We start from the raw sequence: 14,611 nt of genomic DNA, 5'->3' as shown, positions 1-14,611 counted from the left end.
ATTCAAAAATTAGATCCTTATATAAATGTAGACCCCGGCACAATGAATCCGTATGAGCACGGTGAGTGTTACGTTACGGATGATGGCGCGGAAACAGATTTGGATTTGGGACACTACGAAAGATTTCTTTCTGTTCCCACTTCACAGGCGAACAATGTTACCACAGGAAAAATTTATCAGAGCGTGATTGATAAAGAAAGGCGCGGAGATTATCTCGGGAAAACCGTGCAGGTGATTCCGCACATCACCGATGAAATAAAATCGCGCATACGCTTGCTGGGAAAAACAGATAAGTATCAAATCGTCATCACGGAAATTGGCGGAACGGTTGGCGATATTGAATCGCTCCCTTACGTGGAGGCGGTGCGCCAGATGAAATGGGAACTCGGAAAAGATTGCCTCGTGGTTCACCTCACGCTTATTCCTTATTTATCCACCACAGGCGAACTGAAAACAAAACCCACGCAGCATTCGGTAAAAACTTTGCAGGAATACGGAGTGCAGCCTGATATTTTAGTTTGCCGCACCGAACATAAACTGAACAAAGACATCCGCAGAAAAATTGCGCTCTTCTGCAATGTGGAAACTGAATCGGTGATAGAGGCGATTGATGCGAGCACGATTTACGAAGTACCACTGCTGATGGAAAAAGAAAAACTGGATGTGGTAGTATTGAATAAACTTCACCTGCCCGTTCCTGAAAATATTGATTTGGAAGATTGGAAACAATTCCTTCAAAAGTTGAAGCATCCGAAGTTTGAAGTGAAAGTCGGGCTCGTTGGAAAATATATTGAACTGAAAGATTCCTACAAATCAATTTCCGAATCATTGATTCACGCAGGCGCTGTGAATAATTGCCGAGTGAATGTTGAGTGGATTCATTCGGAATGGATAAACGAAGAAAATGTTTCTGAAAAATTGGGCGGGCTTTCAGGATTGATTGTCGCTCCCGGTTTCGGCAAGCGGGGAATTGAAGGAAAGATTACTGCTATTAAGTTTGCGCGCGAACATGAAATTCCTTTTCTCGGAATTTGTCTGGGAATGCAATGCGCGGTGGTTGAGTTCGCGCGAAATGTTTTGGGAAAGACCGATGCGCATTCCACCGAAATAAATCCTGCCACTTCTTCTCCGGTAATTGATTTACTCGAAGCGCAAAAAAATGTTACGCATAAAGGCGGAACGATGCGCTTGGGCGCATATCCCTGCGAACTGAAAGAAGACACAAAAGTTTTTTCTGTTTACAAGGAAAAAAATATTTCCGAGCGCCACCGCCACCGCTATGAATTCAACAACGAATACCTTGGTGATTTTGAAAAAGCGGGAATGCTCGCTTCAGGAATAAATCCCGAAGGCGGGCTCGTTGAAATTGTAGAACTCAAAGACCATCCTTGGTTTATTGGCGTGCAGTTCCATCCTGAATATAAAAGTTCCGTTGCGCATCCGCATCCGCTGTTCGTTGGTTTCATAAACGCTGCTGTGGAAATTTCTTCGCTGAAGAATAAAGTGCCTGCCTGACCGGCAGGCAGGCACGCGTGAGTTTAAACCACGCAACCTCCCACCGTATCATTCGTGTTTTCATCAATGAGGAGAAAAGAACCGTTGGCGCGATTGATTTTAAATTCATCTAAGGCGAGGGGAGAGGCAGCGCGAAGTTGAATGCGGGCAATCTCATTCAGCGAAACAGATTTTTCTCCTTCTATTTTTTCAAGCGAAGTCACATTGATTTTGTAAAGCACATCGCGCACCGATGCTTTCACCGTTTTTCCATGATGACGGATTAAAAATTTTGCTCCCACATTCATCGGGAGCTCGCTCATCCAGCAAACAGTTGCTTCAATATCCTGCGTTGTTGAAATGGAATTATCTTTTTTCACAATCAAATCTCCGCGGCTGATGTCAATGTCATCTTCAAGATGAATTACAACCGGCTGAGGAGCGAATGCTTCATCCGGTTTTTTCTCCGCCATTTCAATTTCCTTAATGCGGGAAGAAATTCCTGCCGGTAAAATTTTCACTTCATCTCCTTTTCTGAAAACACCGCTCACAATTTTTCCGGCATAGCCGCGGTAATCATGCAGTTCATCTTTCTGCGGACGAATCACATATTGTACGGGAAACCGCGAGGAAGAAAAATTTATATCGCTGTCCACTTCTACAGTTTCCAGATGTGCAAGCAACATTTTTCCTTTGTACCACGGCATCTTTGAAGATTTTTCCACCACGTTGTCGCCAAACTTTGCACTGACAGGAATATAGGTAATGTCCTTCACGAAAAGTTTTTTACCAAACTCGTTATAGGCAAAAACAATTTCATTGAAAACTTTTTCAGAATAATTCATCAAATCAATTTTGTTCACGCACACGGCAAGATGCTGAATGCCGAACATAGATGAGATAATGGAATGGCGGCAGGTTTGCTCGGTGATTCCGTTGCGCGCATCAATCAAAATAATGGCAAGGTTGGAATTGGACGCGCCCGTTACCATGTTGCGCGTGTATTGCACATGCCCGGGCGTGTCGGCAATAATGAATTTTCTTTTTGCAGTGGTAAAATATTTATATGCCACATCAATCGTAATTCCCTGTTCGCGTTCGGCACGCAAGCCATCGGTGAGAAGCGATAAATCTATTTCCGCGGAGCCTGTCCCGCCATTAGCGGGATTGTTTTTTCCTTTGCTCGCTTTTTCTGCCGCCTGCAAAATATCGGTTGAAACAGAACCGCTGTCGTAAAGCAATCGCCCGATGAGCGTGCTTTTGCCGTCATCCACATTTCCTGCTGTGAGAAATCGAAGCAAGTCCATGAATTTTCTAAAGGAGCGTGAAGTTACAAAAACTTTTTTCGCTGAAGTATTTTTAAAATCCTGTCGGAAAAAAATGACATGGATTCTTTCTGTATATGATTTTTATCATTTCCTTTTCTTTTCATTACTGTGAATTTAGCAGGACAAACTGAGAACTATTTTTCTCAGAGAATAAAATTTAAGCAAGGTATCTTTTTTGAAAACAATTTTAAAAATAATCTCATGAAAAACCATTCACCCACCAAAAATGCAATTCGCTCCCTTTATAAACCCGAACTCGGTAACGGAACACGCCAGCGGGTAGAGGATGAAAAATGGAACCGCATTTACAAAACTTCCACCGAAGAACGCAGAAGAAAAATTAAAACCATGAACTTTGAAGAATACGCTTCGGAAGGAAACCGTTTTATAAAAGATGTTGCCGAAGAATTAAATACCAACCGCAACCGCGCTGCGCGGATTACGCGCGCAGTGCTTCACGCGCTGCGCGACCGTTTGCCGGCAGATGATTCCATTCAGTTTGCGCAAGGTTTGCCGATGATGCTCAAGGCAATCTGGCTCGACCAATATGATATTTCAAAAACGCCTGTGATTCTCCGCCACAAAGAAGAATTCCTCGATTACATTTATGATAGGGACGGGCTTGCTGCCTTTGCCGACTTTCCTGATGCCGAATCCATCGAAGAAAGTTTGCAGGCGGTGTTTTTTGTTTTGGAAAATAATATGAGTGCCGGGCAAATGCGGCATATAAAAAACATGCTCAACAAGGAAATAGTGGCGCCGATAGAAGATTATTAAATTCTTTTTGTGAAGAAAAAATTTACAAGCCCTGAATTGCAGGAAATGTTTGAAGAAGCGGGAAAGCTCTGCATTTCCATTATTACTCCTATGTATAAAATTTCTCCGGAAAGAAATCAGAATCCTGCCAGGGTAAAAAACGTAATCAAAAAAGCTAAAGAGCAACTCAAGCAAATCCGGGCAAAAGATAAAACGCAGGCAGCACTTCTGAAAAAAATTTCGGATACGATTACTAAACTTCACGATAAAATTAATTTTATTCACAGCGGAAAAGGAGTTGGAATTTTTGTTTCGGAAAACATTGCACACTTAGTTTATTTTCCTTTTGATGTAACAGAGAAAATAATTATTGGCGATTCATTTGAAATCCGCGATATGCTTTACAAGGAACATTACATGGCGGAATATCTTGTGTTGGTGCTCACATTAAATTCAGCAAGGTTGTTTATCGGGAAGGATGGAATTCATAGGGAAATCGCGGATAAAAATTTTCCGAAGGAATATAAAGACGATTTTATTTACAACAAGCCCGCACGTGGAAGTTCTTACGGCAATTCGCTCAAGAGCACGGAAAAAGATACGAGCATTATAAAAATTATCCGGCTGAAAGAATTTTATAGAACCGTTGATGCTGTGCTTCCCGAATATTTGACAGGAGAAATTCCCATCATAATTTCCGGTGTGGCGAAATGCCTGAGCAGCTTTCTCGAAGTAACGAAGTATCAGAAAAAAATAATCACACAGGTGGCGGGAAATTATTCCGACAAAAAGAAAGAAGAGTTTGAAATGAAAACCTGGAAAAAAGTTTTACAGCATCAGCGCGATTCGGAAACTGTTTTGATAAAAGAGTTGGAAAATAAAATCAAGACGCGAGGTTTGGTTATGGGGTTGAAAGATGTTTGGCGAAATGCGGAAGAAGGAAAAGGTTTGCTGCTCGTAGTGGAAAAAGATTTTCGCCAGCCGGGATTTCAGAAACCCGACAGCGAAAAAATTTACGCGAAGTCGTCCAACATTCTAGGTTTAAAAGTGCGCGATGATGCGGTGGATGATTTAATCGAACTCGTGCTCGAAAAAAACGGAACAGTTTCCTTTGTTAAAAATGGCGCGCTGAAAAAAATGCAGAGAGTTGCGCTGGTGACCAGATATTAAATTTTATACGTAAAATTTTTACAGTTTTCACCCAAAACTTCATCACCCATTTTCTTTTATCTTTGCCGTCCTTATACCTTATTATATACTATGGACATTGTCAAAGAAAATGTGGATGATTTGAACGCAGTTTTGAAAGTGAAAATCACGCCTTCGGATTATCTTCAGCGGTACAACAACGCGCTGAAAAAATACCAGAAGAAGGTTGATTTGCCCGGCTTCCGTCCCGGAAAAGTTCCGGTGGATTTGGTGAAGAAGCGTTTCGGAAAACATATTCTCGTGGAGGAAATTAACGATATGCTTTCAGAATCGCTGCATAAATATATTTCGGAAAATAAAATTGACATTCTCGGCAACCCGCTTCCGAAAGAAGATTCACATATTGATTTTGATAACCAAACGGAATTTGAATTTCAGTATGACCTCGGGCTCGCGCCAAAAATTGACATTGAACTTTCTTCTAAAGAAAAATTTCCGTACTATACTGTGAAGGCGGATGACGAACTCATCAACAAGCACGTGGATTATTTCCGCAGGAATTACGGTCAGGTGATTCATCCGGAAGCGAGTGAAGAAAAAGATGTTCTCATAGGAGATTTCACCGAAGTGGATAAAGAAGGAAATGTTGTTCCCGGAGGAGCTTTCAAAACCACGCTGCTCGATATTTCCAAAATCACCAACGCGCAGAACAAAGCAAAACTTGTTGGACTGAAGAAAGAAGATAAAGTTGTTCTCGAAAATCTTTCTGATGATGCGCAATATCTTTTTGAAATATTAGAGTTGCCTGCAGAAAAACTTTCCGGACTTTCTCTTCAATTCCGTTTGAAAAATCTCAGCCGCATTGTCCAGGCGGAAGTGAATCAAGAACTCTTCGATAAGATTTATGGTCCTGGAAAAATAAACAGCGAAGAAGAATTCAGAAATAAAATCCGCGAAGAGCTTGCCGTGATGTTTGTTTCGGACAGCGACAGGAAATTTATGAATGAAGTGGTCGAATCACTTTTGAAAAGAACAAATCTCGTTTTGCCGGAAGAATTTCTGAAAAGATATTTGCTCGCCACAAATAAAGAAAAAATTTCTGTTGAGCAAGTTGATAAAGAATATCACTCCTATTCAGACGCGCTCAAGTGGCAGCTGCTCGAAAATTATTTGCTGAAAAAATACCAGGTTGCCGTTACTTCGGAAGAAGTGGAGCATTACGTTACGAATCTTGTGAAAATGAATTTTGCAAAACACGGAATGGCAAACGCGGATGAAGCAACGGTGAAAGATTCTGTAAAAAAAGTTATGGCGGATGAAAAACAAATTCGCAATGCTTACGATAGATTATACGACCAAAAGTTAATTGACCTTTTTAAAAATACTTTCACGATAGAGAAAAAAGAAGTAACTTACGATGAGTTTTTCAAAACGAAAGAACATACACATTAATTAATAAATCATTTTTTTATGTTTGACCAAAACGAATTTAGAAAATATGCAACCAAACACAAAGGCATTAGCAGTCTGACTATGGATGCTTACACGAAACTAAGCAGCAGTACGATTCGCGGTGACTATTATATTTCTCCAACGATTATCGAAGAGCGCCAGTTGAATGTGGCAACGATGGATGTGTTCTCCCGCCTTATGATGGACAGGATTATTTTTCTTGGCGTGCCCATCAACGATTACGTTGCAAATATTATTCAGGCGCAGCTTTTATTTTTAGAATCAGTTGACGCAAAAAAAGATATTCAGATTTACCTCAACACTCCGGGCGGTTCAGTTTACGCAGGGCTTGGAATTTATGATACGATGCAATACATCGCTCCGGATGTTGCAACTATTTGCACAGGAATGGCAGCAAGTATGGGCGCAGTGATTATGTGCGCGGGCGAACCGAAAAAACGCAGCGCGCTTCCGCACGCACGCGTGATGATTCACCAGCCGATGGGCGGAGCGGAAGGACAGGCATCAGATATTGAAATCACAGCGCGTGAAATTCAGAAACTGAAAAAAGAACTGTATGAAATTATTGCGAAACATTCCGGAAAAGAGTACGATAAAGTTTGGAAAGATTCTGACCGTGATTACTGGATGACCGCGCAGGAAGCAAAGGATTACGGAATGATTGACGAAGTTCTTGTACGCACAACAAAATAATTTATGGCAAGTCAGAAAAATATAAAATGTTCTTTTTGCGGGCGAGACCAGCAGGACATTAACGTGATGGTGTCGGGCTTGGACGGACACATCTGCGATCATTGCACCGAGCAGGCACACCAAGTAGTGAAGCAGGAACTGAAAGCAAAGGGAGGAAAATCTTCTCATTTTGTTTTGAATCTTGTGAAGCCAAGCGAAATCAAAAAACATCTGGATGAATTTGTAATCGGGCAGGATGACGCAAAGAAAGTTTTGTCTGTTGCCGTGTATAATCATTACAAAAGAATTTTACAGAAGCCGAAACGCACCACAGGAAAAGGACAAGATGAAATTGAAATTGAAAAATCAAATATTATTTTGGTGGGTGAAACAGGCACAGGAAAAACTTTACTTGCTCGTACCATTGCAAAAATTCTGAACGTTCCATTCTGCATTGCGGATGCAACCGTTCTCACGGAAGCTGGATATGTGGGTGAAGATGTGGAAAGCATTCTCGCGCGCCTTTTGCAAGTGGCGGATTTTGATGTTGTGTCCGCTGAAAGAGGAATTGTTTTCATAGATGAGATTGATAAAATTGCCCGCAAGGGAGATAATCCAAGTATCACGCGCGATGTTTCCGGAGAAGGAGTTCAGCAAGGATTACTAAAACTGCTTGAAGGTTCAACGGTGAATGTTCCTCCGCAAGGCGGAAGAAAACATCCGGAGCAAAAATTAATTCAGGTGGATACTTCCAATATTCTTTTTATTTGTGGCGGTGCGTTTGACGGAATTGAAAAAATGATTGCGCGAAGAATCAAACCGCAGTCGCTTGGATATGCTGCATCAAAAGAAATGGACGCGATTGATAGAGAAAATATTTTGCAGTATGTGGCTCCTCCCGATTTAAAAAAATTCGGAATGATTCCCGAACTCATCGGACGCTTGCCTGTGCTCACTTATCTGGCTCCGCTGGATGAAAGCGCATTGAGAAAAATTCTCACTGACCCGAAGAACGCGCTTATCAAGCAGTATGTAAAACTTTTTGAAATGGACGGAGTGAAACTTACTTTCGATGATGAAGCGCTTGAATTCATAGTAGAAAAAGCAACAGAGTTTAAATTAGGCGCGCGTGGTTTGCGCTCTCTCTGCGAAGCGGTGATGACAGATGCGATGTTCGAAATTCCTTCGGAAGGAAAAACAAAAGAACTTCATATCACACTCGATTACGCAAAAGAAAAACTTTCCAGAAGCAAGTTGAAGAGATTGAAAGCAGCATAGCCACTGATTTCACAGATTTACACTGATTCTTTTTTCATCTGTGAGAACCTGTGTAATCTGTGGCAGAAGTTTTTTGTGGCTTCAATTTTATCTTCCACCAGATTTATAGCCGATGAAACCGCCACTCCGTGAATTCCGGTTTGCATTAAGGATTCAATATTTTCTAATTTAATTCCTCCAATCGCAATCATCGGAATTTTATTTCCGAACTGCTCAGCGATTTTTCTTATTTCATATAATCCAAGAACAGGATTCAGTTTTTCTTTTGTTGATGTAAATTGAAACGGACCAACTCCAATGTAATCACAACTTTCCTCAATTCTTTTTTTTACATCGTCAATTGTATTTGTGCTGCCTCCGATAATAATATTATTTCCAAGAATTTTTCTCGCTTCTTTCGGATTCATATCTTCTTTTCCAAGATGAACTCCATCTGCACAAATCTCTTTTGCTATCTGAATATTATCGTTGACAATTAATTTTGCTCCGTACTTGAGGCAAATTAATTTTGTTTCTTCTGCAATTTTTTTCCACTCATCAAAAGATTTATTTTTCACCCTGAGTTGAACCCAATCTGCTCCGCCTTTGCAGGCGAATTCGGCAAGTTGCGAGTGAGAAAAATTCAAAATATCCTGTGTGATGTAATGAAATCTGGAAATCACCTGAAAGCAATTTTATAAATGCTGTGCATTTCGGAATCATCGCGCACCGTTACGTTCAAATCTTTTATTAGTCCGTTGGAAACATCATACACCCATCCGTGCACGTGCGGACGCTTATGTTTTTCCCAGGCACGTTGAATGATAGATGTTTTACAGAGATTGTAAACCTGTTCGATGATATTGAGTTCGGTCAATCTGCGATTTCTTTTTTCCAAGTCAGAAATTTTATCCAGTTCTTTATTGTGAAGTCGGTACGCATCTTTAATATTGCTGAGCCAGTTGTCAATCATTCCTCCATAATGTTTGTTGCTGAGCGCGGCAGTAATTCCTCCGCAGTTATAATGTCCGCAAACAATCACATGTTTTATTTCTAAAATGTTCACCGCGAAATCAAGCACGCTCAGCAAGTTTGTGTCATTGTGAACGACCATATTTGCAATGTTGCGGTGTACGAACACCTCGCCTGATTTTGTTCCGGTGATTTCATTGGCGGGAACGCGGCTGTCCGAACAGCCAATCCATAACACCCCCGGTTGCTGACCTTTTGCTAAATCATTGAAGAAGTTGGGTTCTTCCTTGAGTTTTTTAGCAACCCATTTTTTATTTCCTTCGAGAAGTTTTTTATATAATTCCTCCATAGTCAATTTTTGTGGTAGCCGTGCAATGTTTTATTACTCGATAAAAATTTTGTCACGTAATCTTTTCCCTTCAGACAAGAGCGCTGAAGATTATTTCCATTCGATAGATTTGCCGTGATTGCCGAAGATAGTACACATCCGCTTCCATGCTTTCTTGTTGCTGAAATTTTCTTTGCTCTGTATGGAAAAACCTTTCCGTCTGTTGTAAACAGGAAATCTTTCCCCTTTTGTTTTTCGCTGTGCCCGCCCTTCAGAAATACATTGCAATATTTTGATAATTCTTTTGCTCCTTTCATTTCATCTGATTCTCCAGAAAGAATTTTTATTTCATCGGTGTTGGGGGTGAGGAGATAAATATTTTTGAGAATGGAAATGAGTTTTTCTTTTTCAAAGTTTTTATGAATTTCAAATCCTGCGCTTGCTTGTAGAATTGGATCCCAAACCAGCCGGCAGTCGGCAGTCGGCAGTTGGCAAAAGGAAATAATTTGTTCAAGAGTTTCTAAATCTTTTATCATTCCAAATTTCACAAACTGAAATCTATATTTTCTCGTAAGAACTTCAATCTGTTTTATGATTTCATTGGTCTCAATCCATTTCACTCCATCAAATTCGGAATCGTTCTGAAAAGTTAATCCGGTGACAACTCCCATTCCTAAAACCATATGCTGTTCAAATGTTTTTATATCCGCAAGAACTCCCGCGCCTCCGCTGGGATCGAAGCCGGCAATACTTAAAACACAAGGTCTTTCTTTTGGCATAATGGTTCTGTCATTCTGAGCGCAGCGAAGAATCTAAAACAGATGCTTCACTTCGTTCAGCATGACAAAGCAGTTTTAATCTTTTAAACTTCTCTATAGAATTTGGGCTGTTCCATATTGCTCCGAGAACAGCCACTCCTGCAAAACCAAGTTTATGGCAGATTGAAATTTTATCTTCATCAATTCCTCCAAGTGCAATAATTTTTTTGTGTTTAATTCTTTCTTTCACTTCTTGTAAATCAAATTTTGATTTGTAATTAATTTTAGAAATGCTGTCGAAAATGGGGGAGAGGAAAGCATATTCATATTTCTTATAATAATTATCTAATTCATTCAGCGAATAAAATTTTGGAAACTGTGAATGATAAAAAATTCTGCAGGAATATTTTTTTGGAAACCTTCCAAAATAATTTTTTATTTCTTCCTCTGAAAAATCGTGCTTGTGTATGTGAAAAATTTCCAACCCGTTTTCAAACAGAGAATTTATTATTCCAATTTCATTCGGAATATTTTCTGGTGATGATATGACGATGAGTTTCATTTTAGATTTTAATTCCGATTATGAGCAAATCATCCACCTGTTCCAGATTACCTTTCCAGTCCTCAAAAGTTTTTTCGAGAATAAGTTTTTGTTCATTCATTGGTTTGTTGCTGTTTACCGATAACAAATCATTAAGCGGTTTGTATTTGAATTTTTTCCCTTTCGGACCGCCAAACTGGTCGGCAAAGCCATCGGTGTACAAATACAAGGTTTGAGGTTTGAGGTCTGAAGTTTGAGGTTCAACAGCCCTAAGCGTAAAAGAATTTTTTCTGTCGCTCAAACCTACGGGCATATTGTCCGCATCGAGTTCGATAAGTTTTCCGTCCTGAATTAAAATTGGCGCATTGTGCGCGGCTGCATATTCAATTTTTAATTTTTCATTTTTAATTTCTAATTGAATTAGTATTCCATCCATTCCGTCTTTGCCTCCATCCTGGGAAATATTTTGAATCAAGCGCTGGCGAACGTGATTAAAAATTTCATTCGGCTGAATTAATCCTTCTTCATTAATCGCTTCATTGAGGAAAGAAATATTTAATAAACTCATGAACGCTCCGGGAACTCCGTGCCCGGTTGAATCACATACTGCTAAATAAAACCGAGCCCCCTCCTGACCTCCCCCGTTAGGGGAGGAAACTTTTGTAGCCCAGTAGAAGTCGCCCGAAACAATATCCTTTGGTTTGAAGAGAATAAAATAATCCTGTGCAAATTCTCCCTTTAGGGCAGGGGCAAGGAGTGAATCACTCGCCAGCAATGCCCGCTGTATGCGCTGTGCGTAGTTAATGCTATCGGTAATGTCTTTATTTTTTTCTTCAACTAATTTTCTTTGCTCATCAACTATTAATTTTTGTTTTTCAATTATTGATTTTTGTCTATTTGTAATGCGCCAACGGTTAAGAATAAAAATGGAAAACAGAATGATGAGGAATAGTCCGGCAACAACTGACCAGATAATAATATTCTTTCTATAATTTTCTTCTTTTGCAATCTGTTCATGATGCTCAATTTCTTTTTTGTGGAGAGCGTCATTTTTTTCTTTCAAAAATTTTGCTTCTAATTGTGCAACCTGAGATCCTGTAGAAGTACTGTCCTTAATTTTGGAATATATACTTTGAAAATTGTAAGCATTTTGAAAATCTTTTATATTAGAATACGATTCCGATAGAGTCCTACTTGCTTCTTTCATAACATCAATAATTCCAATTTTCTTTGCCTTTAAGAAACTCGCGTTGCAAATTTTGATTGCTTGCTCATATTTCCCCTGTTTCTTATAAATAGAACCAATCGTATTTAACATATCAGCATATCGCCCAGCCATTGTATCTTTCATGCTCTCATATATTTTTGTGACTTTCAAAGCATACTTGATAGATGAATCTAATTGACCACTTTCAAAATATGTATTGGAAATTTCATAATAAGCAGATGCTCGAAATTCAGGATCAGGATTTTTTTCAATTACTTTAAGTCCGTTAAATAAATATTTTAATGAAGTTTGATAATCTTTTTTCTTTCTGTAAATATTTCCTATGTAGTTTAAAGAAGATGCTATACCTAGATCACTTTTCAATTCTTTTAAAATGGTTAGAGATTGCTGATAATAATCAATTGCTTTGTCATAATTCCCTTGCATATCATAGACAAATCCAATTCCATTAATGCTTCTTGTTGATCCCATCTTATCGCCTAATTTCTCATGTAATTTTAGAGCGTCAATATGAAGTTGGATTGCCTTCTCAAAATCACTTTTATACAGGTTAATATATCCTTCCAAATCTAATAAATAGGCTTCTCTCTTTGCAAATCCTATTTTTTTTGCTAATGCTAATCCTTTTCCATCGTAAAGCATTGCAGAGTCTAGATTGATTTCAAGATATTGCCAAGCAATAGCATGATATAAATTCGTTTTTGTTGAATCAACAGCAGTGATTTCTAATACTCTTTTTAGAGAATCAATTTTTTTATTTATCTGTGAAAAAGACGGCAAAGAAAATATTAATGAGAAAAACAAAACACAAAAGTTGAAACTGCAATTTTGTATTTGCGTTAGGGATAGCAGCGGAAATCCCCTGACGCTTTGGTCAGGGATTGCAGCGAATAGCCCGACCCGAGGACATCCCCCTGTTTCGCAAAGCCGAAACTTTCCCCCTTCATCAAGGGGGAATCCGAGGGGAACGCCCAAAAACTTTTTATTCATTAACATAAATTTCATTTCCTGCTTCGGCAAACTCTTTTGACTTTTCAAGCATTCCTTTTTCTGCATACTCGCGAACATCCTGAGTAATTTTCATCGAGCAAAAATGCGGTCCGCACATAGAGCAGAAGTGCGCGGTCTTGGCTCCGTCCTGCGGCAAAGTTTCATCGTGAAATTCTTTTGCCGTGTCGGGGTCGAGCGATAAATTAAACTGGTCTTCCCAGCGAAATTCAAAACGCGCCTTGCTCAAAAGATTATCCCGCAACTGCGCTCCGGGATGTCCTTTAGCAAGGTCGGCAGCGTGCGCGGCAATTTTATAAGCAATCACTCCATCCTTCACATCTTTTTTATTCGGCAACCCGAGATGTTCTTTCGGAGTTACATAACACAACATCGCAGTGCCGTACCAGCCAATCATCGCTGCGCCAATGGCAGAAGTGATGTGGTCGTAGCCGGGCGCGATGTCGGTGGTGAGCGGACCGAGCGTGTAAAATGGCGCTTCGTGGCAATGCTTCAATTGCAAATCCATATTTTCTTTTATGAGGTGCATCGGCACATGCCCGGGTCCTTCAATCATCGTTTGCACATCGTGCTTCCACGCAATTTTTGTGAGTTCACCGAGCGTAATCAATTCTGAAAACTGCGCTTCATCGTTTGCATCAGCAATACTTCCGGGACGCAATCCATCACCGAGAGAAAATGCAACATCATACTTTTTCATAATCTCGCAGATGTCTTCAAAATGCGTGTAAAGAAAATTTTCTTTGTGATGAGCGAGACACCATTTTGCGAGAATGCTTCCGCCTCGCGAGACAATTCCCGTCACTCTTTTTGCCGTAAGCGGAATGTAGCGAAGCAAAACTCCAGCGTGCATGGTAAAATAATCCACGCCTTGTTCGGCTTGCTCAATTAATGTATCTCTGAAAATTTCCCAGGTAAGGTCTTCGGCTTTGCCATTTACTTTTTCAAGCGCCTGATAAATCGGAACAGTTCCCACGGGCACAGGACAATTTCTGATTATCCACTCTCGCGTCTCGTGAATATTTTTTCCCGTTGACAAATCCATCAGCGTATCGCCTCCCCATCTGCAACTCCAAACCGCTTTCTCCACTTCTTCTTCAATGGAAGAACTCACTGCAGAATTTCCGATGTTGGTATTTATTTTCACTAAAAAATTTCTTCCGATAATCATCGGTTCCGCTTCGGGATGATTGATGTTGGAAGGAATTATTGCTCGTCCGCGGGCGACTTCGTCTCTCACAAATTCAACAGAAACATTTTCACGAATGGAAATATATTCCATTTCGGGAGTGATAATTCCTTTTCGTGCATAATGCATTTGAGAAATATTTTTTCCGCTCCTCTGAAATTTCCATTGCGAACGCAAACGGGGAATTCCTTTTTGCAAATCAATTTCTATTGATGGGTCGGTGAACGCACCGCTTGTGTCGTAAGCAATATATTTTTCTTTTGCGTTTCCATTTCCATTTTTGGAAGCGATACCGCTTGAGATTTCAATTTCTCTCATCGCTACTTTTATGTCGGAATGGATGTTTCCGCTCACATAAATTTTTTTGGAGTTGGGAAATGGTTCGCGGGTTATAGTCGCGCTGGTTGGGAGTTTTTCGGTTTTCATAGTTTTATTTTTTATTCGTCATTGCGAGGGCG

At 40.0% G+C, this 14,611-nt stretch carries 13 protein-coding genes; 6 read left to right on the top strand and 7 right to left on the bottom strand.

What is annotated here, in order from left to right; translation table 11 throughout:
• The coding region (locus tag HY063_08325; GenBank protein ID MBI3501787.1) for a CTP synthase at window positions 1-1,515 on the top strand (1,515 nt) is incomplete at its 5' end.
• Window positions 1,516-1,538: 23 nt separating this feature from the next.
• Here the strand turns inward: HY063_08325 and HY063_08320 are convergent.
• The gene (locus HY063_08320; GenBank protein MBI3501786.1) at window positions 1,539-2,801 is read right to left on the bottom strand and encodes a sulfate adenylyltransferase; all 1,263 of its coding nucleotides are present in this window, start codon (window positions 2,799-2,801) and stop codon (window positions 1,539-1,541) included.
• Between the two features lie 222 nt (window positions 2,802-3,023).
• Here HY063_08320 and HY063_08315 point away from each other — a divergent pair, with 222 nt between their 5' ends.
• The 5 genes from HY063_08315 to clpX all read left to right on the top strand — a co-directional run bounded on the left by HY063_08315 (window position 3,024) and on the right by clpX (window position 8,150).
• Window positions 3,024-3,599, top strand: a complete 576-nt coding sequence (locus HY063_08315; GenBank protein MBI3501785.1) for a DUF2267 domain-containing protein — start codon at window positions 3,024-3,026, stop codon at window positions 3,597-3,599.
• 9 nt (window positions 3,600-3,608) lie between these two features.
• Window positions 3,609-4,748 (top strand): hypothetical protein, encoded by a 1,140-nt coding sequence (locus HY063_08310; protein ID MBI3501784.1) that lies wholly within the window; start codon window positions 3,609-3,611, stop codon window positions 4,746-4,748.
• A 90-nt stretch (window positions 4,749-4,838) separates the two neighbouring features.
• The gene (gene tig / locus HY063_08305; protein MBI3501783.1) at window positions 4,839-6,179 is read left to right on the top strand and encodes a trigger factor; all 1,341 of its coding nucleotides are present in this window, start codon (window positions 4,839-4,841) and stop codon (window positions 6,177-6,179) included.
• Window positions 6,180-6,197: 18 nt separating this feature from the next.
• Window positions 6,198-6,893: an ATP-dependent Clp endopeptidase proteolytic subunit ClpP gene (gene clpP / locus HY063_08300; protein ID MBI3501782.1), complete on the top strand. Its 696-nt coding sequence runs from the start codon at window positions 6,198-6,200 to the stop codon at window positions 6,891-6,893.
• A gap of 3 nt (window positions 6,894-6,896) precedes the next feature.
• A complete protein-coding gene (gene clpX, locus HY063_08295; GenBank protein ID MBI3501781.1) occupies window positions 6,897-8,150 on the top strand; it encodes an ATP-dependent Clp protease ATP-binding subunit ClpX in 1,254 nt (417 codons plus the stop codon).
• A 17-nt stretch (window positions 8,151-8,167) separates the two neighbouring features.
• Here the strand turns inward: clpX and thiE are convergent, their stop codons facing one another.
• Genes thiE through thiC form a run of 6 tightly spaced genes read right to left on the bottom strand, consistent with a single transcriptional unit; the run spans window position 8,168 to window position 14,579 of the window.
• The gene (gene thiE, locus HY063_08290) at window positions 8,168-8,812 is read right to left on the bottom strand and encodes a thiamine phosphate synthase (GenBank protein MBI3501780.1); all 645 of its coding nucleotides are present in this window, start codon (window positions 8,810-8,812) and stop codon (window positions 8,168-8,170) included.
• On the bottom strand, window positions 8,809-9,450 hold the full coding sequence (locus HY063_08285) for a carbonic anhydrase (GenBank protein ID MBI3501779.1): 642 nt from the start codon (window positions 9,448-9,450) through the stop codon (window positions 8,809-8,811). Before HY063_08285 ends, thiE begins: the two co-directional genes overlap by 4 nt.
• 2 nt (window positions 9,451-9,452) lie before the next feature.
• Window positions 9,453-10,208: a hydroxymethylpyrimidine/phosphomethylpyrimidine kinase gene (locus tag HY063_08280; GenBank protein MBI3501778.1), complete on the bottom strand. Its 756-nt coding sequence runs from the start codon at window positions 10,206-10,208 to the stop codon at window positions 9,453-9,455.
• A 10-nt stretch (window positions 10,209-10,218) separates the two neighbouring features.
• Window positions 10,219-10,749: a thiamine phosphate synthase gene (locus HY063_08275; protein MBI3501777.1), complete on the bottom strand. Its 531-nt coding sequence runs from the start codon at window positions 10,747-10,749 to the stop codon at window positions 10,219-10,221.
• A gap of 1 nt (window position 10,750) precedes the next feature.
• A complete protein-coding gene (locus tag HY063_08270) occupies window positions 10,751-12,952 on the bottom strand; it encodes a tetratricopeptide repeat protein (GenBank protein ID MBI3501776.1) in 2,202 nt (733 codons plus the stop codon).
• Entirely contained in the window at window positions 12,939-14,579 is a 1,641-nt protein-coding gene (gene thiC / locus HY063_08265) for a phosphomethylpyrimidine synthase ThiC (GenBank protein MBI3501775.1), read from the bottom strand. Before thiC ends, HY063_08270 begins: the two co-directional genes overlap by 14 nt.
• Between the last annotated feature and the right edge of the window lie 32 nt (window positions 14,580-14,611).

Source organism: Bacteroidota bacterium (assembly GCA_016195025.1).
In the GTDB taxonomy this organism is placed as follows: Bacteria; Bacteroidota; Bacteroidia; order Palsa-948; family Palsa-948; genus Palsa-948.
The sequence above is the reverse complement of the archived record's forward strand: the minus strand, read 5'-3'. Positions and strand labels throughout refer to the sequence as shown.